The sequence below is a fragment of the Candidatus Sulfotelmatobacter sp. genome (assembly GCA_036500765.1).
Classification (GTDB): domain Bacteria; phylum Acidobacteriota; class Terriglobia; order Terriglobales; family Acidobacteriaceae; genus Sulfotelmatobacter.
The window spans coordinates 191,690-212,197 of the sequence record DASYBM010000009.1 but is presented as its reverse complement, the minus strand read 5'-3'; the positions used below and the strand labels follow the sequence as shown (position 1 = coordinate 212,197).

Sequence of the window (20,508 nt, the reverse complement as noted above, 5' to 3'; positions counted from 1 at the left end):
CGAGCGATCCCTCTAGTCCACAGTCCTAACATCATCCGGCAGCGTCAGCACAAACTCGCACTTACCCGTCGCGACCGCACAAGACAGCGTCCCGCGCCGGAACACTTTCACCGGCGTGTCATCCGGAAACGTCAGATGGTAGTCGGCCGTCCGCAGCGCGTCGGTATAGGACTTGAGCTTCTCGTCTCCACTGACAAATTTCACCGCATCGACCTTCGCCGCCGCACCGCCACCGCCACTCAGCAAGATAAAGAAATCCGCATTGCCCGTCTGCGCAGCCTTGCCCAGGTTGATCGTGCTCAGGTGTTGCAAATCATCTTTGTAGCGCGCCACGACGGCGTCGGCTTTGGCGTCACCACCGGCTAGCGAAGCTAGACGGCCGCGCGTCTCAGGGTCAGGACGCAGCCCATTCATCGAGAGCGCATAAGTCCGCAGCGCGCGATCTTTCTCTCCGCGCTTCTGATAAATCTGTCCCAAATGGTCGCCCACTTCGCCGTGATGCCCCAACTCCCACGCCGCGGCCACATACTTTTCCGCCTTGCCTAGATTGCCCTCCCCGAAGTGTACCCAACCGAGCGTGTCCCAATAGGCGATCAGAGAAGAAACCAGCGGTAATTCTTTATTCGACAAGTGATCGAGCGAAACATTGCGCAGCGCCGCCGCCGTGGCCGACACCGCTGACTCCGCATATTGCTGCGCCCGGTCCAGATGAGAATCTTTTAGCGAAAGCTGATATGCGATGTTGTTCCATACGAGCGGTGTAGCCGACAGTTCCACCGCATGGTCGAACGCGCCCAACGCCTTCTGGTCCTGCCCTAGATTTAAGTAGGCGTCGCCCAGGCTCACCTGCAACTCGCCCGCTTCGGGCTCCGTGTCAGGAGTCAGCGAAGCAGCCTTCTCCAGCTCCGCCGCAGCCAGATCGTACTTATGCCACTCCGAATACATCTGCCCCAGGTTGGCATGGGCGAACTTGTCGAGCGGATTGTTTTCCAGTTGCTTCTTGAAGGCCTTCACCGCTTCGTCATATTTGCGGTCGTTCCAATAGACACGCCCCAGATTGTTGTACGCGTACTCGTCGTAGGGATTCACTTCAATCTGCTTCTGGAAAGCCGCGATCGCATGATCGTTCTCGCGGATCGCGAAATAAATCAGGCCCAGGTTATTCCAGGCGAATTTATTCTTAGGATCGACCTCGGTCGCGCGCTTCAGCAGCACAATCGCGACCGGATAGTTGCCGTTTTCGGCGGCGGCTCGGGCGCTGTCAACCAGATCGTCCGCTTTCATGTCGCCGGGCGGCGCAATCGTTCCCACCACCGCGCTTTCTACCGATAGTTTCTGCGCCAGGTCGGCGCCCACGGCTCTGCGAAACGATTCATAATCCGACTCGCGGGCGACGGGAAGCTCGTCCTGCCGCAGGATTAGCTTCCGGCCCGCCGTAAAAATATCGCCCTCAATCTTGTAACTGGCGTCATATTCCGCATAGTCGCGTTTCAGCGAGAATGCCAGCGGCGCGCGGGCCGTGTACTTGCCGGGCAATTCCAGCTTGACCTCATACGAATATTCGGCCTTGGGCCCCAGCTTCAAAGGTTCGGCGTCCGGGTCGCCATCGTCGCCGTTCACGTCGGGCAAATTGAACTGCACCAGCGGCAAAACAATTTCCGTCTTTTTCTTGGACCAGTCGAGAAAGTTAACCTTGGCCACGTCGTACGACATCGTGAAAGCCTCGCGCGTCGCGGCCGGATCGCTGATCTTCAGGTTCGTGATGTCCCCGCCCAGGCTGGAGTTGACGTTCTCAACCACGCGCTGCCAGTTTGCCTCTGGCACGCGGCGAAAAACTGAACGCAGCATCAGTTCTTCGTCGCCGCGAAACTCGTAATGCACGTGGGCTTCGAGTTTGCCGATGTCGTTGATCTTGCCCTCGACCCGCGAGAACTCCGTGTCGGGCATGGGAGTATCTGCCGGCGTCATCGCTAGATGCGGCGCTACGCTCGACGGCGGCTCCGCCGGAGGAATTACCAGAGCCTGCTTCTTGCGTAGCGTATAGGCCAGCAGACGGAACGGAGCGACCTCGGCGGTCGTATCCATCCAGATTTCCTCATTCCCCATTGGAAGCATAGTGATGACGTGGTCGAACTGCGACGGTGAAGGGACATCAGGATCCAGTTTGCGGCTCGAATTGATCAGCACCGACGAGGCGTGCAGCCCTTCCGCCTCCAGCAGCGAAGCCAGCAGGGTATGCTTATCTTTGCAGTCGCCATACTGGTCATGCAGCACATCTGACGCGGCATGCGGCTGATAACGGCCAACTCCCAGAGACAGGCTGACGTAACGGAAGTTTTTGGCCACGAAATCGTAAAGCGCTTCGGTCTTTTCCAGATCCGTGTTCAGCCCCTTCGTCAGTTCCTGCGCCTTAGCGCGAACCTCTGGCGAGGGCGCGCGCCGGTCTTTTTCCAGCTCGGCGTACCAGCGGCCGATCTGCTCCCAACTCTCGAAAGTTGTCAGCTGGATATCGGGCCGCTCATCGTCCGGACGATGCTTCTTTTTCTTCTTCTCCGCCTTCGCCGAGTCGTCTTCGCGCTCCAGATGATTGCCCGACCAGTGGTAGATCCGGCGCCCATTTTCTTCCGTGATTTTCGGATCCATTCCCGGCTTGCATTTCAGTTTCAGCGAGCGCCCTGTGGGAACGTCAACGTCCAAGGTCTCGTCCAGCGTGATATTGCTTTTGTCGAAATCGTAGTCGGCCCAGAATTGTCCCGCGGCCAGCGGCGTATGAATCACCGTGACCATGTCATATTCCAGCACTTCTCCCGGCCTCAGCCCGGGAACGGTGATGTGCTTCTGCCGGTAATCGGTGTAGACCGGCGCTTCGTGCTCCACGGGCGCACTCAGATCCTGCACCGCATCTTCGCCCGCCTTCACCACGCTGCCATCTTCTTTCAGCACTCGCACGTAGGGAATTTCAACCTTCTCGTTGGCCGAGTTGTATCCCTCCTGCAACTGTCCCCATTGCTGTACCCCGGCTTCGCTTTGCACTCGGATGCGAGCCTTGGTCTCTTTGCGTCCCGTCCCATCGGCTTCGAAGGTGTAGTGCGAGTGCATCTGCTCGATGACGAACGACTCCTGCGCATAGTCCGGAGACTTAGCGTTCGTAGCCGACTCCGCTGCTTTCTCGGCAGCCGTTCCTGCGGAGGTTTTGTCGGCCTGCTTCGACTGTTCTGCCGGGTTTGGCTTCTGAGGTGGAGGCGTAGTACGCGAGGGAACTTGGCTGGACTGCTGCGAAAGTGCGCTGGCGCTCAGCCAGCACGAAAGGATAAGAACAAGGCAACGATCACGCATAAGTTTTTTGGAGAACGATTCCCAACCATTATCCCATGTAGCCGCGACGGGCATCGGAAAGTGGGTGAAAATGTAGGGAACCTCGCGTTTGGCCGCCCGCTATTTTCATTATTTTTTCCTTAATTATGGCTTCTAATTCGGGGTAAAATACCGCCCAGATAGTCCTGTCTCGCCACGTCGCGGGATAGGCGTGACGCATAACGTACTTGCGCCACGATCTTTCCGTTGGAGGGTTTGCATGGAAGATCGGGCCCCTGTCGTCTCTTCTGTTGCTTCCGAACAGACTTCTACTTCCACTACCACTTCTGCCATCCGGCGTCGTGAAGGCCGGGGAGCATGGGTGCTTACTGCCTATGGCATCTCCGGCCTGGCTCTGTTCGGAATATTGGCCTACTTTTTCTCGGACTTCATCTCCCACTAGTTGGTCCGGGTCCAGGTTAGCGAACGGGCGTGTGCGTCCGCGGCCTGATGAGACGTGTCTCTGTGTGGTGCGGGCACTCCTGCCCGCGAAATCTATCCAGCCCCACAACAGAAAAACACCAAAGAACCCATGTCCTGCGGCTCGACCAATTCGGCCAGCTAACTCCTCGTGCTACAATGAGCGGCCTTAGGTTGTCGCTTCGGCGCCCGACAAAACCCCACGCTAGATTTAGAGACTCAGAGAAGAATCTGTGGCTAAGACTCCCACCCCCAGCCCGACGCCAATTACCTACGCCGATGCCGGAGTCGACATTAGCCGCGCCAACCGCACCAAGCAGCGCATCAAGTACCTCGCCCATAAAACCTTCACCCGCGGCGTTCTCAGTGAGATTGGTGGCTTCGGCGGCTTGTTCGCCGTCGACAAAACGAAGTACGTCGATCCTGTGCTCGTATCGAGTGTCGATGGAGTCGGCACGAAGCTAAAGATTGCATTCGAAATGGGGCTGCACTCGACAGTCGGCGCCGACCTGGTCAACCATTGTGTCAACGATATTGCGGTGCAGGGCGCTGCGCCCATGTTTTTTATGGACTACCTCGCCACTGGCACTCTCGATTCCGCAATTGTCGAGAAAGTCGTGGAAGGCATTGCCGACGCCTGCAAACACAACGGCTGCGCTCTCATCGGCGGCGAGACCGCCGAGATGCCCGGCTTTTATCCCGACGGCGAATACGATCTGGCGGGCTTCATCGTGGGCGTGGTCGAACGCGAAAAAATCATCACAGGCAAAGACGTGCAGATTGGCGACATCATCCTCGGCCTGCCCTCCAACGGCTTGCACACCAACGGATATTCCCTAGCCCGCAAGCTGCTCTTCGAAGTGGCGCACTATTCGCCCGACACCTACGTCAATGAGGTCAAGAACAAAGTCGGAAATGAGTTGATGCGCACCCACAAGAGCTACTGGCCCGCCCTGCGCAAGCTTATCGACGGGCAGTGCGTGGCCGCCCTGGCGCATGTTACCGGCGGCGGAATTACAGAAAATCTCCCACGTGTCCTGCCCCGCGGAACCGCTGCCGTCATCGAATTGGGATCGTGGCCGGTCCTTCCGATTTTCGAACACCTGCAACAACTCGGCAACGTGCCGCAAGACGAAATGCTCCGCACTTTCAACATGGGCATGGGAATGCTTCTGGTTGTCCCGTCGGCGAAATTCAAGAAAGCTCAGTCGGTCTTAGAGCGCGTCGGAGAAAAGGCCTACACCATCGGACGGATCATAAAAGGCGAGCGCAAGGTTACTTACAGCTAAGCTGCGAGGTCATCCTAAGCGGAGCCTCATCCCGCTGGCTGTCGCGAGTGCGTGAGGCAGTCGCCCGCGGCCAGCGATTCCGTGCCGTGTTGAATTATGATGTTGAGCTCAAAGCTGAGAACTGACAGCTGAAGCTCACATGAAATCTTTAGGAATCCTGCTCTCCGGACGCGGCTCCAACTTCGTCGCCATTGCCGACAGTATCGACGCCGGCGGCATTTCCGGTACCAGCATCGCAGTTGTCATCTCGAATAAGCCCGATGCGCTGGGAATCGCCATCGCCCGCGAGCGCGACCTGAATGCTTTGGTGATCCCCTCCAAGGGCAGGCCGCGCGAAGAGCACGATCGCGAAGTCGTCGCCGCCCTCAAGCAGCACGGCGTTGACTTGGTCTGCCTCGCCGGATACATGCGGCTGCTCTCTCCCTGGTTCGTGCAGCAGTTTCCGCGCCGAATTCTGAACATCCATCCTTCGCTCTTGCCCGCGTTTCCCGGCCTCGAAGCGCAGGAACAGGCCTTCGCCTACGGCGTGAAAGTCTCCGGCTGCACCGTGCATTTCGTGGACGAAGAACTCGACCACGGGGCCATCATCGTGCAAAGGTCGGTTCCGGTTCTCGATTCCGACGACGAACACAGCCTCGCCGCAAAGATTTTGGAGCAAGAACACCAAGCCTATACGCAGGCCATCAATATGGTCCTCCGGGGGCAGTTTGAAATTGTTGGACGGCGGTTTGTCCTGAAGTCGTAGATATAATCAGACTGATGCCGAACTTCGCTCCGGTCGACGAACAACTTACTTACCTGAAAAAAGGCTCCGCGGAAATCATCCGCGAGTCCGATCTTCGCGCCAAGCTGGAAAAATCGCGCAGCACGGGCAAACCGCTCCGCGTGAAGCTCGGCATGGATCCGACCGCCCCCGACCTTCATCTCGGGCACACCGTCGTTCTGCGCAAGCTCAAACACTTTCAGGATCTCGGCCACACTGCCATCTTTCTCATCGGCGATTTCACCGGCATGATCGGCGACCCGACGGGCCGTTCGGTCACACGCCCTCCGCTGAGCCGCGAGCAGATTGAACAGAATGCTGAGACCTACAAAGCCCAAGTCTTCAAAATTCTCGATCCCAATAAGACGGTAATCGACTTTAACCGCCGCTGGATGGGTGCCTTCACCGCCGACGACTTCGTCCGACTGATGGCGAAATACACCGTCTCGCAGCTGCTCGAACGCGAGGACTTTCACAAGCGCTTCCAGGAAGAAAAACCCATCTCGGTGCACGAACTGCTCTATCCGTTAGTGCAAGGCTACGACTCGGTCGCCCTCGAAGCCGACGTAGAACTCGGCGGCACCGACCAGAAATTCAACCTGCTGGTAGGCCGCGAACTGCAACGCGCCTGCGGCCAGGAATCGCAGGTAGTGCTGACGACTCCAATTCTCGAAGGCCTCGACGGCGTGCAGAAAATGTCGAAGTCCCTGGGCAACGCCATCGGCATCCACGAGCCGCCTCTGGAGATGTACGGCAAGGTAATGAGCATCTCCGACGAAATGATGTGGAGATACTACGAACTGCTAACGGATGTGCAACTCGCCGACATCGAAAAGATGAAAACCGAATCGCACCCGATGCAGGCCAAGAAAGATCTAGCCCGAAGAATCGTCGCAGACTTCCACTCGACGGAAGCAGCCGCCAAAGCAGCCGAAGACTGGGCCAAGCAGTTCCAGAAGGACGAGGTGCCGGACGTGTTGGAGCAGATTACTGTACCAATCTCGAAGATCATGATTGGATTCGGCGAATCCATTGGGACGCATAACCCGCCGCGTGACGTCCACGTTCTCGCTAGCGATCGCCTTCAACCGGTTGTGATGTTGGTACGGGTCGACAAGCTCCTAGTCGAGGCCAAACTCGCCGAGTCGGCTTCTGACGGAGGCCGTAGGGTGAAACAGAAGTCGGTTAAGATTGACGACGAGCTAGTGGAGAAGCCAAAACTGGCCGTGCCGAGTCCTGCGCGCCCGCTCGTGGTGCGGGCGGGTAGGTCGATGAAGATGGTGATGATCGTCTAGATTGTCATCTCAATTGAATCCCCAACCCCCTTGTCATCCTGAGCGCAGCAGAGCAATTCGCTTTGCGAATTGCTCTGCGGAGTCGAAGGACCTCGTGCTCGCCGAAACTAGCAACGGCCTTGCAGGGAGTTCTCTCGACAGGCTCACGGAAAAGAACTCCCTGCAAGGCCGTTGGTGATGCAAGCAAACACGGGGTCCTTCGACTGCGTTGTCGTCCGTTTCACGGACGACAACTTCGCTCAGGATGACAATTCGGTTTAGGCAACCTTCGCTCCCTGCCGCTGTGTCGCCCGCTCTGAATTCTGCTACGCTCTCCCCGCACATGCGCGCCGCCGCTATCCTCGGGCTGGGATGCTCTCCGAAAAATCTGCAAGCTTTTCAGTCTGATGAAACATTCGAATGGACCATGGGCATCCCAGCATCGCCCGACGAAGCCGATGCCATCCTCCTCTTCGGCGGCGATGGCACCATCCACCGCCATCTCGGGCAATTGGTGAAACTGGGACTGCCTGTGCTCATAGTGCCTGCCGGCAGCGGCAATGATTTTGCTCGTGCCCTTGGGCTGCGTAGTGTCCGCGATTCGCTCGCCGCGTGGCGGAAATTTTGCGCCGGGACAGGCGATGTACGCGCCATCGATCTGGGCGTAATCTCGGCGCTTGCAGAATTGGACGGGACACGTCCACAGAACCCGCGCTATTTCTGCTCCGTGGCGGGCATCGGCCTCGACGGCGAAGTCGTGGCGCGAGCCAACCGCTTGCCGCGCTGGCTGCGCGCCCACGGCGGCTACGTAATCAGCCTTGCTCCTACAATCTTCACTTTCGCCCCGCTGCCTATGAAGATTCTGGCGCCTTCAGAAACCAACGCCGACACTTGGACCCCACGCCGCGACCAATCCACCATCCTCGCCGCGTTCGCCAACACTCCGTTATACGGCGGCGGCATGAAAATCGCTCCGCACGCCAAAATGGACGACGGCCTGCTCGACATCTGCGTCGTCGGCGCCGTCGATCCTTTCAAACTTTTCTGTCTGTTTCCCACGATCTACAGCGGCCGCCATCTGAGCATCCGCGAAGTCGATTATTTCCACGCTCCACGAGTGCGCATCGAAACCGAGCATCCGCTCGATGTTTACGCCGACGGCGAGTACGTCTGCCGAACTCCAGTCGAGATATCCATCCAACCCACCGCTCTCACAGTCGTGACTCTCTAGCCGCCCAAAGTGCTAAACTTTCCCCATGTCAGAAGGACGCTCGCGCACACTGCTCTGGGTTCTGATTGGCGGAGGAGCTTTTTTCCTCTTCGTTCTGGCCGTATTTACGCTGGTCTATCTCACGCTGCATGCGGGCGGCGCTGAGTCCAGCATCGGCGGCTTCGGCGACCGCATTGGCGTCGTCGATCTCGACGGCGTCATTCTTTCGCCCCAGCCCGTCGTCGGCCAGCTCAAGAAGTTCGGCGACGACTCGTCGATCAAGGCCATCATTCTCCACGTCAACTCTCCCGGCGGCGGCGTCGCTGCCTCGGAAGAGATTTATCGCGAAGTCAAACGCATCCGGAACGAGAAAAAGAAGAAGATTGTGGTCTCGATCGAAACCGTCGGCGCCAGCGGCGCATACTACGTCGCCTCGGCTTCTGACAAGATTTATGCCGACCAGGGCAGCATCGTCGGCTCCATCGGCGTAATCGCAGAGTGGATGAATTATGGCGACCTGCTGAAATGGGCGAAGCTGAAAAATGTGGTCATCAAGACCGGCGAATTCAAAGATACCGGCAACCCCGCCCGCGATCTCACTCCCAGCGAACAGGCCTATATGCAGGACCTCATCAATAACATGTTCGGCCAGTTCGTCCAGGCCGTCAGCGAAGGCCGCGGCATGAAGTTTGCAGACGTGAAGTCCATCGCCAACGGCAAAGTCTGGACTGGCGAACAAGCCATGTCGATGAAGCTGATCGACGGCGTCGGTGATTTTGAGACAGCGGTGCAAGATACGGCGAAGTCCGTCGGAATCAAAGGCGAGCCCACTCTGGTCCGTCCCGACCGCGACCGCAAAACGCTAATGGATCTGCTGCTCGGCGACGTTTCCCAGTTCCTCCCCGGCCGCGAAAAAATGCTCGAACAGCAGGTCGGCTTCTACTACCTATGGAAGTGATTGTCTGCAAGTCATTCCGAGCGTTGTCATCCTGACCGGGGCCGTTTTTCAGGCGAAGGGAAGAGCCTGCCCTGAGCGAAGTCGAAGGGATCTGCGGCTTATTCGCCCTCACGCGTAAGCCAACCCAGGCGCCCTCTGTGGCGTACCCACACCGCGACTTGCGTACAACCCCTGAAATTTGAGAAGGTTAAGCAGGCTGTTTGCCGCAACGAGGGCCTATGACCAAAGCCGATCTGATTGACGAAGTCTCGCGCCTGGCGGAACTTACGCGCAAAGACAGTGAAGTGATCGTGGAGACGATTTTCGACAGCGTCGTGCGGTCCTTGCGCGCTGGCGACAAAATCGAGATTCGTGGCTTTGGCAGTTTTCGCACCCGCCAGCGCAAACCGCGCGTTGGCCGCAATCCCAAGACGGGAGAGCGCGTCGAAGTCCCCGCCAAGAAAATTCCGTTCTTCAAGCCCAGCAAGGAATTGAAAGATCTGGTAAATGACGCCGCCACTGCCGCTGCTGCGACTCCAGTAAATTCAGCACCGCCAGCCACTTCGGTCCCACCGTCCGCGTAAACCCGCAGTGCGGCAAGTCCCGACTCGGCGCCACCGTACTTGATCGTACAATCCAATGTGCGAAATCGCTAGGCAACCAGCACCGAGGAGAGTACGATTAAGGAGTCTCTTCTAGCATCTTCCCGCCGCGCCCGTCGGGTGACGGTTCGTTGCGACAATCAGACAACTTAGGTTGCACTAAGGAGCCCAAGATGGCCACCATTCCCCGTCCGCCTACCAGATTTGCGTCCAAGCTTCCCGACGAAGACGGCGATGGTAATGCCGTTCACAACACCATCCTGCTCGGCTTGCCGCCCCAGGAGTCCAAACTTCTATTTCCGAAGCTCGAGTTTGTCAGGCTCATGACGCACCACATACTCCATGAACCCGGCGACACGCTGAAGTCAGCCTACTTCTGCAATAGCGGACTGATTTCGATCCTGAGCGCATTTCCCGATGGAAAAACTGTAGAAGTCGGCTTGGTGGGCAAAGAAGGTTTTGTCGGCATTCCTCTTTTGGCGGGCTTTCAGACGGCGTCTACACGCGCCATCGCCCAGATCGAGGCGACTGCCTTTCGCGTGAACAGCGAGGTTCTGATCGCAATTCTGCGCCAGTGCCCGTCGCTCGAACGGCGATTGCAGCAGTTCGCCCAGATCATTGGCATGGAGACCACGCAGATTGCGGCCTGCAATCGGCTGCACGGAGTGGAAGAGCGCCTGGGCCGATGGCTACTCATGAGCGCCGATCGGATCGAATCGAATTCCGTTCACTTAACTCAGGAATTTCTGTCACAGATGCTGGGGACGCGCCGTTCCAGCGTCACCGTCGCGGCGGGAATCTTGCAGAAAGCTGGACTGATCTCCCATGTCCGTGGTGACGTAGAGATCATTGATCGTCCCCGACTGGAAGACGCCGCCTGCGAATGCTATGCCATCATGCGCGGGCAGACTGCGAGGTGGTACCGCGAAGTACAGTAGCGAAGTGCAGATAGTAAGTTGAAGTAGGGAAGTGCAATAGTATCGAGTCCCAAACCGGGCGGTCGGCGCGGGCAATCAAACGTACTTTCTCCTGTTCCTCACCGTACCGACAAACTCCCGACAGTGTGAGTAATATCGCAATGGGGCTTGTCCGCGATAACGACCGACGACCGGAGAGTCCGCTGTGTCAAAAGTACGTCTCGATCTCGATCTCCATATACTCGAGTGCCCACACTGCCAAAAACAGACGGTACATCCGTGGCCCGGCAGCACCATTCAGTTTGCCACGGCCAAATGTGAGCACTGTGGGGAAGAATTCTTGATTGTTCAAAATAAGCCGTGGCAACGCTACGGCCAATCAGCCGGATAACCCGCTAAAATCTCTTCCGCAATCATGTTTCGCGAATTCCGGCCACGCCCATCATGCGCCCCGTCCTGCCCTTCTCGGCGCGGTAAGAAAATAGCAAATCAGGATTACAGTTCGTACACAGTGGCGACGATTCGATATTCTTCACGGCCACTCCCGCATCCAGCAATTGCCGCCGGTTCGCTTCCACCAGGTCGAGAAAAATCTTGGGCGGCAGTTCGCCGTGTCCCGGCGCCCTCGCCGTCAGAAACAGCAGCGGATATTTCTCGTGCACCGGATCGGAGTCTTTGACCTCGCGAAACAGTTTCGCGGCATAGCCAAACTGCGACTCAAACTTGACCCGAACTTCTTCCCCGACTTCATAACAGCAACCCTGAATCCCCGGCCCGATCGCCGCCTTCAGATCCTCCGGACGGCTCCCGAAGCAGCGCTGCATCTCGCCTACACCCTTCTCCACAATGCGCTGCACCGTCCCGCGCCATCCCGCATGAAAAACGCCCACAACTTTCCGTTTTGTGTCCGCCAGAATTACCGGCAGACAATCGGCCGTCTGAATTGACAGCAATAGGCCAGGCATAGCAGTGATCATTCCGTCGCCGCTGAGCGGTTCGCTAACGTGGGGATCGGGAATCGAGGCAATGTAACGAATCACGTCGGAATGAATCTGACGCAGCGTAACCAGCGGCCACAACGAATCGCCAGCGCTTCGCGCACCCTTAGAAGTACGACTCTTGCGCTCGACCGCGCCCAGTTCACGCAGAAACGAGTCGCGATTGCGCTCGACCGCAGCCCGGGCGTCGTCCTTGGTGAAGCCTAGATTGAGATTTCCCTTGCCGTAAGCGCGAGACCATCCCCCCACCCGCGTCGAAAACCCATGCACGAGCCACGGAATCTGGCTCAAATGCCGCGCCTGCAAAATCTTAATTTGAGTCTTGCTGGAAGCCCGAGTTAGCACGACTCTATGTTATCAGCGTGAATTGTATGGAGCATGAATGTGTGGAGCGGACACTCCCGTCAGCTGTCTTTAATTTTCTTCTTGGCGGCAGTCGAATCATAATTTTCATTTCACGCCAGAAACTCTTAATACTTCCAACTCTTCAAATCCGCGCCCGCCGGCGCCGTCTGCTCCATGTGCTTCACCATTTCGGGCCAGTAGTGCTGGTTCAGGCCAACCGCCTGGTCGTAATCTCCCGGATAACAATGCGGCTTTCGCACTCCGAACTCGAACGTTCCCCGATAGTAAGGATCGGTCGTCGTATCCAGAAAATCTTTCAGCAAATGCACCGCCCGATCCAGATAGAACGTGTCCGCCTCGCCGACGTAAAGATGCAGTTTGCCTGCGAGTTTAGGGCCCAGCGTCTTCCAGTCGCGCTGCATGATGGCGCTGAGATCGTAGTGCTCCTGGAAATACTTCGCGACCTCATGATCGATCTCGCCCGTGCGTTTGTTATAGATCGGCTTGGGATAGCCGTCATCGCCAACCGAACTGAACACAGCTTGCCAGGCATCCAGATTTTCCCCGGATCGGGTGTGCGTTCCCTCTACCAGTTCAAACCGGTTCATCTGCTCCATAGTCGTACGGATGAGGCCGTCCGGCTGCCGCACAGCGGGCCGTGGCACGCGCGCATAAGGGCTCTCGATCCAGAACGCATTCTTGTCGTCATAAAGGTCGATGGTCATGTAGGCGCGGAAATCGACGGTATCCGGACAGAACACCCACGCCCCATTGTAAAAATCAGGGTAGAACACCTGCGAGGCCAAACTCTCCCAGCCGCCGGTCGAGCCCCCATAAACCGCCCGCGCCCACTCCTGCCCGATGCCGCGGAATTGCTGCTCGATGTAAGGAATCAGTTCCTGCGTAATGGCATCGCCGTACGGACCTACGTTTGCCGAGTTCACGGCGTAAGAGTCGTCGAAGTACGGTGTGGCGTGCTGAATGCTGACTACGATGACGCGCGGCAAGCGCCCCGCAGTCCAATCCTGAAAAAGTTTGTAGCCGTTCTTTGCGCTGCGCAGCTCGCCGCCTTTCATGTTATCGCCCGGCGGTTCGGTGCGGAACGCAACAATGCCAGGAAGGCCGCGATGAAAATGATCCTGCTCCACGATCACCGGATAATGCGCGTCCGGATGCTCTTCCCATCCGTCGGGCAATAAGATCACCGCTCCCAGATAAGTCGGCCTGCCCCAGAACCTGGTCAGCAGATCGCTCTGAATCCGGATGTGCTTGACCCACTTGTTGTCGACAATAATATGGTCGTCGTTACTGGCGTCCCAGCCGACCTTTGTGTCAACTATTTTGGGATTGTCTTCGACGGAGGGCATTTTTTCGGTCAGCGCGACTCGGATCGTTCCACCTGATCTCGGATCGATATGAATCTTCATGGGTTTGCTGTAGAGATTGCCCGGCTTCACCTGCCAGTGTTGGCCTTCGCCCTTGTCGGGAGGCAGTTTGAGCGTGCGCCCGTCGCCGAGATGGAAAGTCTCATAGATGTTGAGAACCGCCTGCACCCAGTAATCGCCTGGTGGCACATCCTTCAGACTCTCGGCCGGATAACCCAACGTTGACCCATCGACGACGGCGGGCACGCCCGGCGCGAGTGCGTCGACGTCCACGCCAAACACCTGCTGCGAATCGGGAGTCATGAAACTGATCTGGAAGCGCGGCTCTTTTTCGTCATTGTTGGAGATCAACAACAAAACATGCCCGTCGAGCGGCGCTGCGCTAATCTCTTTGGAAAAGGAAATTTCAAAACGGGTGCCGGCCGGCTTGGCACCAGCCTTGGAGGACGCCGCCAGCGCCGGAAAGGAGACGAAGACACACACAACAACGGCGATCCAGATCGAACTTCTCTTGAGCATTGAACAGTGTTCCTCGGACGAACGCAGAGATTATCAGCGAGCACTGTGCCCAGTCAAAATCGTGCCCTGAGGTTTGCCGGAGCGCAAGCTCTCGACTATAGTTTATGCATGTTCTCCGACTTCACCGCCACCGACCGCTGGACTAAGAAGTCGGTCCACTGCGTCTACCAGGCGCTGATCGTCGCCATCTCAACGCGCCACGCCGACGCCGTCGACATTAAATTTCTGGTCGATGGCCGCAAAATCTGGGTCGCTCTTCCACATCCCGCCTGGGTGGAATACAAGAAGCGCACCGGCAACGCCATCACCGATTCGCTCGCGGTGGAAATCGCAGGACACTATCTGAAAAGTGCGCTGGAGGCGGGCGAAGGCCTCGGCCGCGAAATGTACTCACTAACAGTTGAGGAAACGCTGGCTCACCTGGAAGCCGCCGTCGCCGAAATGCAAGCCCAACCGGCGTAAATCTCATGTGGGGGCGGCCGCCTCGGCTGCCCAGTCCGAGAAGAAGTCTCTGCCCTAGACCACCACCGCTTCCTTGTACTCTCCAAACACCCGCCGCATCGCATCGGAAATTTCTCCGACTGTCGCATAAGCTTCGACCGCCGCCAGAATACGCGGCATCACGTTCGTACCCGACCGCGCCGCCTCTTCGACTCCAGCTAGCGCGGCCTTCCACGGACCGGCATCGCGCCTCGACCGCAACGCCCGCACCCGCTCGATCTGCTTCGCCTCCAGCGCCGGATCGATCCTCTGAATCGGGATTGGCTTTTCTTCCTCCACTTCGAATCGATTCACTCCCACCACCACCGCCCGCTCTTCATCCACCGCCTGCTGATATTCGTACGCCGCATTCTGAATTTCCTGCTGCACAAATCCCCGCTCCACCGCCTTCAGCATCCCGCCGAGCACTTCGATCTTCCCCAGATACTCGGCCGCGCGCTTCTCAATCTCATTGGTCAGCGACTCCACGTAATATGATCCCGCCAGCGGATCGATCGTCTGCGGCACTCCCGACTCATACGCAATCACCTGCTGCGTGCGCAGGGCAATCCGCGCCGCCTGCTCCGTCGGCAGAGCCAGAGCCTCGTCATAAGAATTCGTGTGCAGCGACTGCGTCCCGCCCAGCACCGCCGCCATGGCTTGAATCGCCGTCCGCACAATATTGTTTTCCGGTTGTTGCGCGGTCAGCGTCGATCCCGCGGTTTGCGTATGGAACCGCATCATCCACGACTTCGGATTCCGCGCCTTGAAATGTTCGCGCATAATTCGCGCCCACATCCGCCGCGCCGCCCGAAACTTCGCCACTTCCTCGAGAAAGTTATTGTGCGCGTTAAAAAAGAACGACAGCCGCGGCGCAAACTGATCCACATCCAGCCCCGCCTTGATCGCGGCTTCCACGTACGCCATCCCATTCCCCAGCGTGAACGCCACTTCCTGCACCGCCGTCGACCCCGCTTCGCGCATGTGATAGCCGGAGATCGAAATCGTATTCCACTCGGGCACATTCTCATGCGCCCAAGAGAACATGTCGGTAATCACACGCATCGCCTGCTGCGGTGGATAGATATAAGTTCCACGCGCAATGTACTCCTTGAGCACGTCGTTCTGCACCGTGCCCGACAGCTTGCGCACGTCCGCGCCCTGCCGCCGCGCCACCGCCACATACAAAGCTAGCAGAATCGACGCCGTCGCATTGATGGTCATCGATGTAGAGATCTTTGTCAGCTCAATGCCATCAAACAGGCGCTGCATGTCTTCGATGGAATCAATCGCAACTCCCACCTTGCCGACTTCACCCGCCGCCAGCGGATGATCCGAGTCCAGCCCAATCTGCGTCGGCAAATCGAACGCCACCGACAACCCGGTCGTCCCATGCGTCAGCAGATACTTGTAGCGCTTGTTCGATTCCTCCGCATCTCCCATACCCGCGTACTGCCGCATAGTCCACAGCCGCCCGCGGTACATCGTGGCCTGCACGCCGCGCGTGAAAGGATATTCACCGGGATATCCCACTTCACTCTCGTAATCGGAGCCCTTCAGGTCGGCCGGCGTATAGAGAGGATTCACCGGAATATGCGAGGAAGTTTCGATCCCAGTCGATGGGTCGGGGCGGCTCTTTACCTTTAACTTCTCCGTCATTCATACCTCTAAACCAAACCGCGATGTCATCCTGAGCGAAGCCGTTCTTCAGGCGAAGAGAAGGATCTCCCGCTAAACCGGCCCGGCGCACCAGCCAAACTGCACCCGTAACGACGCTTTCACGGCCGCTGACTCTTCCGCCGCACTCGCCAGAACGAGCTCACTCCAAACCACCCAAAGGTCAGTGTGAAACAAATCGCAATCAGCACGCGTCCCGCCGGAGCATGCCCCGCCGAGTACTTCAAATATTCCCGCACGCCCGCAATCCCGCCGAACGCCGCCATCGCCAGAAACATCGTGCCCACCACCTCCAGCCACAATAAATGCAGCACATGTCCGGTGGATCGTGCAACGGTGCGAACCGCGCCCTTCACCGCCCCCAGCGTACGATTGCGCCGCGCCACCTGCCGCGTGACCCGCACCACCACGCCCGTTTTTTGCCAGACAGAAAGCTTGCTCACGGCCTCGATTTTAACAGCCTCGAGCGCTACAATGGCGCAGCGCTGGTCGCGCGGCGAACCGTTCTGGCGCCGACCGCATCTAAAGTACGTGGCGGCGGAATCTGTCGAGGGGGACTCAGTGGATCCACAACTTAAGCAACTCATGAAAGAACTCGGCGACGCCATCAATGAATCTCTGTCCGACTCCGAACAGATTTCTGAAGTTGTCTCCCGCATCAAAGAGGGCGGTTACGATATTTTCCTGGTGCTCGAAGCCACGATTGGCGTCAGCAAGCAGGGCGAGAAATCCCCCGATAAAACTTCGCTGGTGACCACCTTGTCGACTAATCCCGAGTTCAAGATCAACGACCAGGACCTGAAATTCCTGAAATCCCTACGCATCAAAATCGACGAAGACAAACTCGACAAAGATCGCCCTGACAAAGGCAAGAACGACAAAGACAAGTAGATGCGCCTCCGCGTGATTGGATAACGACGTTGGATGCCAGTCGCTTTGTAACCGGGCTGCAAGCGATACTCCCAGAATTCTAATTTCTGAAATTCTAAAGATACAACGTAGAATGCTGAGTGCTGCTGACCAGCTTTTCAGGCCTCCGTCGGTGCGACTGAGAACTGAGAACTGAGAACTACTTTTGGATCCTGCTTATTCGATTGTGATTCCGGCGTATAACGAGGGCGCGCGCCTGGGGGCGACGCTCGAGAAGGTGCTGGCCTACATTCATGCGCAGCGCTTGGACACGGAAGTGATCGTGGTCGATGATGGGTCGCGCGACAATACTGCGGACATTGTTCGTGACTACATTGGCGCCTTCGCGGCGAAGGATGCGACGCTGCGGTTGGTGGAGAATCCCGGGAATCGTGGTAAAGGATACAGTGTGCGCAACGGAATGCTCAGTGCGCGCGGGCTCATCGTGTTGTTCAGCGACGCCGATCTGTCGTCGCCGATCGAAGAGGCTCCTAAGCTGTTTCAGGCGTTGGACCAGGGGGCCGATATTGCCATCGGTTCGCGCTGGCTGCGGGCCGAGACCCAGACCCAGCGGCAGCCGCTGCTTCGGCAGATGCTCGGGCGCATTTTCAACCTGATGCTGCGACTTACGCTGGGGCTGCAATTCGCCGACACGCAATGTGGCTTCAAGGCGTTCACGCAGCCGGCAGTGCAGGCGATATTTCCCCGGCAGAGAATCGAACGCTGGGGATTCGATCCGGAGATTTTATTCCTGGCGCGGAAGTTGAAGTTCAAAGTGAAGGAAGTTCCGGTGGCCTGGGGACACAGCGGCGGAACCCGCATCCATCCGCTGGTGGACGGCTTTCGCATGTTTACGGAGATGCTGCACGTCCGGTGGTACGACTTGACGGGAAAGTACGATGGATGTTCCGCTATGCCGGAGCGTCCCACTAATCCTGTGCCCGGCAATCGCCGGCCGCCAAGCTAAACGCTCTTTACTCTTTGCTCTTTTGGCCTCCGCCCGCAGCCTCGACATACCGGCAACCCCCGATAGCCTCTTTCTCATCTGAATCGGGCGCACTTGGAGGTGTCCGTCATGCCGCGCTTCGCCTTTCTGCTTGTGATCCTCTCGCTCTCTCTTCCCCTGACTGCTCTGGCCGAGAATCCGCAAGCAATGAAGGCTCCGTCTTCCTCGGTTGTGCAGGTGGTCTATGTGCTCGATAACTCGAATATTCTCACCTACGACATTGATCCGCAGACTCTTTACGCCACGCAGGTCGGCACACTCGCGACTCCCGCTTCCACCTCCGATGCGTACGTAAGTACGTCGCCGAACGGCCGCTTCCTTTACTTTTCTGCCTACGATACGAGCTTGAACCAGCACCTTTGGATTTACGAAACCGACGCGACCGGCTCGCCACAAAACCCACCCGTTCAGGAGATCAGTCCCAAGGGTTTTTTTGCGCCGATCGAGATCGATCCCACCGCAAATTTCCTTTACGCCGTATATTCCGCTCCCGCCAATGGCTATAACAACATTTTCACGATTGAGCGCTATGTGCTCGATCCCGCCACTGGAAAAATCAGCCAGGCGCAGCCGCAGGCCAAGTACTCCCTGCCCAACGGCGCTGAAGGCACCGAAGAGTGCTGGGTGTTCCTGGTCGGCTTCAATGCGGGCGGCACCAGGCTTTACGACGAAGAGTCTTGCAGCTACCACGGCGGCGGCTCGGCAACTTATTATGAGCGCGCAGTGAATCCGCAAACCGGTGCGCTGGGGCCCGACACTCAGGTGATCGGCTGGAATAATTCGAGCGGGGGCGGAGACAGGGTTCAATTCGTGAACAATCTCGTCTTCGATTTTGATATGCCCAACGACTACCAGCAAAACATCGACAGCGTGAATATTTATCCGCTGCAACCCAATACCGGCACGCCGCTGGTGCAATGTACGGGTGCCATGCTCCAGGCCTGCGGAAATTCCTGGGGCTGGGTCCATCCATCGGGCAAATATATTTTCATGGATATCTCGCAGGATTCAACGCAGATCGATCAGGTTGACATAAGCACAAAGACAATCGTCGACACTGGCCACTATATTCCGTACAGCTTCTGGGGACAATTCAGTCCGGATGGAACGCTGGTCTATCCGACTTACAATTTCAACACGACGCAATACTACATTGAGATTTTCGGATTCGATCCCGCGAACGCCAATATCACGCAGGGCGGAATCATTGACGTGCCATCGAACCTGGATCCATTCTTCGTTTCGCAGCGATACTAACTGTTGCTGGCGCTCTTTGCCGAGTTGACGGCTTCGACGACGCGACGCCCCATCTCTGCGGTCGAAATTGCGGAGCGGGATTTGCCCGCAAGATCCGCCGTGCGCGCGCCTTGCGCGAGCACGGCTGAAACCGCGTTCTCGACAGAGACGGCTTCGGCTTCCAGTTGGAACGAGTGACGGAGCAGCATTGCAACCGAGAGGATCGCGCCCAGGGGATTGGCGATTCCCTTCCGGGCGATGTCTGGCGCGGAACCGTGTACGGGCTCGTACAGTCCTACTGGGCCGCCGACACTCGCGGAAGCTAGCAGCCCTAGAGAACCGACAACGCCTCCAGCCTGATCGGAGAGAATGTCGCCGAACATGTTTTCGGTGAGCAGAACGTCAACGTCGGTGGGGCGCTGGACGAGGAGCATGGCGGCGGAATCGACGTACTGGTGGGCGAGCTTTACCTCGGGATAATCTTTTGCGACGCGCGTGACGACTTCGCGCCAGAGGCGCGAACATTCCAGCACATTCGCTTTGTCGACGGATAAAACTTTGCGGCGGCGCTTCATCGCCAGGTCGAACGCGACGCGGGCGATGCGTTCGATTTCCGATTCGCTGTAGCGCATGGTGTTGAGGGCGACGCGCGAGCCCGGATTGCCCTCGATGGAGCGGGGCTGGCCGAAGTAGGCTCCGCCAAGCAGCTCGCGGACGATCATGATGTTGGTGCCGCGGACGATTTCGGCGCGCAGCGGAGAGCAGTCTTCGAGTGCCGGAAAAAACACTGCGGGGCGCAGATTCGCGTATGCGCCCAATTCGCGTCGAATGCGCAGCAGGCCGGCTTCGGGCCGCAGATGACCGGGATTGTGATCGAACGCGGGACTGCCAACTGCGCCGAGCAGGACGGCCGACGATGCAAGACAGGCTTGGATGGTATCCGGCGGCAGCGGATCGTTGACGGCAGAGAGTCCGGCTCCGCCGATGAGTTTGTGTTGCAGCTGGAGTTGATGGCCGAAAGCTGTGGATACGGCTTGCAGGACTTGTACGGCCTGCTCGGTGACTTCGGGGCCGATGCCGTCGCCGGGGAGGATGGTGAGATTCAGGAGCATGCGGGAGGATTTAGAAATTGGGAAATTTGGTAATTGGGTAATTGAAAACCTTGCGTCGCCATTCTAATCGAGGGG

Annotated in this window: 18 protein-coding genes; 12 read left to right on the top strand and 6 right to left on the bottom strand. The window is 57.8% G+C overall.

Annotated elements, in window-relative coordinates; translation table 11 throughout:
* Positions 1-12: 12 nt before the first annotated feature.
* Positions 13-3,336, bottom strand: a complete 3,324-nt coding sequence (locus VGM18_13110; GenBank protein HEY3973938.1) for a DUF3857 domain-containing protein — start codon at positions 3,334-3,336, stop codon at positions 13-15.
* Positions 3,337-3,574: 238 nt separating this feature from the next.
* On the opposite strand from VGM18_13110, the gene VGM18_13105 reads away from it, so the two are divergent.
* The 8 genes from VGM18_13105 (at position 3,575) to VGM18_13070 (ending at position 10,787) form a co-directional block, all read left to right on the top strand.
* Positions 3,575-3,757, top strand: a complete 183-nt coding sequence (locus VGM18_13105) for a hypothetical protein (GenBank protein ID HEY3973937.1) — start codon at positions 3,575-3,577, stop codon at positions 3,755-3,757.
* A gap of 250 nt (positions 3,758-4,007) precedes the next feature.
* Positions 4,008-5,063 (top strand): phosphoribosylformylglycinamidine cyclo-ligase, encoded by a 1,056-nt coding sequence (gene purM, locus VGM18_13100; GenBank protein ID HEY3973936.1) that lies wholly within the window; start codon positions 4,008-4,010, stop codon positions 5,061-5,063.
* 139 nt (positions 5,064-5,202) lie between these two features.
* Positions 5,203-5,808: a phosphoribosylglycinamide formyltransferase gene (gene purN / locus VGM18_13095; protein ID HEY3973935.1), complete on the top strand. Its 606-nt coding sequence runs from the start codon at positions 5,203-5,205 to the stop codon at positions 5,806-5,808.
* A 14-nt stretch (positions 5,809-5,822) separates the two neighbouring features.
* Complete coding sequence (gene tyrS, locus VGM18_13090) at positions 5,823-7,121, top strand: tyrosine--tRNA ligase (GenBank protein ID HEY3973934.1); 1,299 nt, start codon at positions 5,823-5,825, stop codon at positions 7,119-7,121.
* 322 nt (positions 7,122-7,443) lie between these two features.
* Positions 7,444-8,331 (top strand): diacylglycerol kinase family protein, encoded by an 888-nt coding sequence (locus VGM18_13085; GenBank protein HEY3973933.1) that lies wholly within the window; start codon positions 7,444-7,446, stop codon positions 8,329-8,331.
* 25 nt (positions 8,332-8,356) lie between these two features.
* Complete coding sequence (sppA, locus tag VGM18_13080; protein ID HEY3973932.1) at positions 8,357-9,268, top strand: signal peptide peptidase SppA; 912 nt, start codon at positions 8,357-8,359, stop codon at positions 9,266-9,268.
* Positions 9,269-9,486: 218 nt separating this feature from the next.
* Positions 9,487-9,831: an HU family DNA-binding protein gene (locus VGM18_13075; GenBank protein ID HEY3973931.1), complete on the top strand. Its 345-nt coding sequence runs from the start codon at positions 9,487-9,489 to the stop codon at positions 9,829-9,831.
* 191 nt (positions 9,832-10,022) lie between these two features.
* Positions 10,023-10,787 (top strand): Crp/Fnr family transcriptional regulator, encoded by a 765-nt coding sequence (locus VGM18_13070; protein ID HEY3973930.1) that lies wholly within the window; start codon positions 10,023-10,025, stop codon positions 10,785-10,787.
* A 392-nt stretch (positions 10,788-11,179) separates the two neighbouring features.
* Here the strand turns inward: VGM18_13070 and pgeF are convergent, their stop codons facing one another.
* Together pgeF and VGM18_13060 are read right to left on the bottom strand one after the other, a co-directional pair.
* Positions 11,180-12,109, bottom strand: coding sequence for a peptidoglycan editing factor PgeF (gene pgeF, locus VGM18_13065; protein HEY3973929.1), 930 nt, complete (start codon positions 12,107-12,109; stop codon positions 11,180-11,182).
* Between the two features lie 125 nt (positions 12,110-12,234).
* Positions 12,235-14,013: an alpha/beta hydrolase-fold protein gene (locus tag VGM18_13060; protein ID HEY3973928.1), complete on the bottom strand. Its 1,779-nt coding sequence runs from the start codon at positions 14,011-14,013 to the stop codon at positions 12,235-12,237.
* 45 nt (positions 14,014-14,058) lie between these two features.
* Between VGM18_13060 and VGM18_13055 the strand changes: the two genes are divergently transcribed.
* Positions 14,059-14,475 (top strand): hypothetical protein, encoded by a 417-nt coding sequence (locus VGM18_13055; protein ID HEY3973927.1) that lies wholly within the window; start codon positions 14,059-14,061, stop codon positions 14,473-14,475.
* A gap of 54 nt (positions 14,476-14,529) precedes the next feature.
* Here the strand turns inward: VGM18_13055 and VGM18_13050 are convergent, their stop codons facing one another.
* Together VGM18_13050 and VGM18_13045 are read right to left on the bottom strand one after the other, a co-directional pair.
* Positions 14,530-16,152 carry a methylmalonyl-CoA mutase family protein gene (locus VGM18_13050; GenBank protein HEY3973926.1) on the bottom strand — a complete coding sequence of 541 codons (1,623 nt, stop codon included), beginning with the start codon at positions 16,150-16,152 and terminating at the stop codon, positions 14,530-14,532.
* A gap of 119 nt (positions 16,153-16,271) precedes the next feature.
* Positions 16,272-16,613, bottom strand: a complete 342-nt coding sequence (locus VGM18_13045; GenBank protein ID HEY3973925.1) for a hypothetical protein — start codon at positions 16,611-16,613, stop codon at positions 16,272-16,274.
* A 118-nt stretch (positions 16,614-16,731) separates the two neighbouring features.
* On the opposite strand from VGM18_13045, the gene VGM18_13040 reads away from it, so the two are divergent.
* From VGM18_13040 to VGM18_13030, 3 genes are all read left to right on the top strand, one after another.
* Positions 16,732-17,061, top strand: coding sequence for a hypothetical protein (locus VGM18_13040; protein HEY3973924.1), 330 nt, complete (start codon positions 16,732-16,734; stop codon positions 17,059-17,061).
* Between the two features lie 184 nt (positions 17,062-17,245).
* Entirely contained in the window at positions 17,246-18,046 is an 801-nt protein-coding gene (locus VGM18_13035; protein HEY3973923.1) for a dolichyl-phosphate beta-glucosyltransferase, read from the top strand.
* Between the two features lie 108 nt (positions 18,047-18,154).
* Positions 18,155-19,342, top strand: a complete 1,188-nt coding sequence (locus VGM18_13030; protein ID HEY3973922.1) for a hypothetical protein — start codon at positions 18,155-18,157, stop codon at positions 19,340-19,342.
* Here VGM18_13030 and leuB read toward each other — a convergent pair.
* Positions 19,339-20,433, bottom strand: a complete 1,095-nt coding sequence (gene leuB, locus VGM18_13025) for a 3-isopropylmalate dehydrogenase (protein ID HEY3973921.1) — start codon at positions 20,431-20,433, stop codon at positions 19,339-19,341. The genes VGM18_13030 and leuB overlap by 4 nt on opposite strands.
* Between the last annotated feature and the right edge of the window lie 75 nt (positions 20,434-20,508).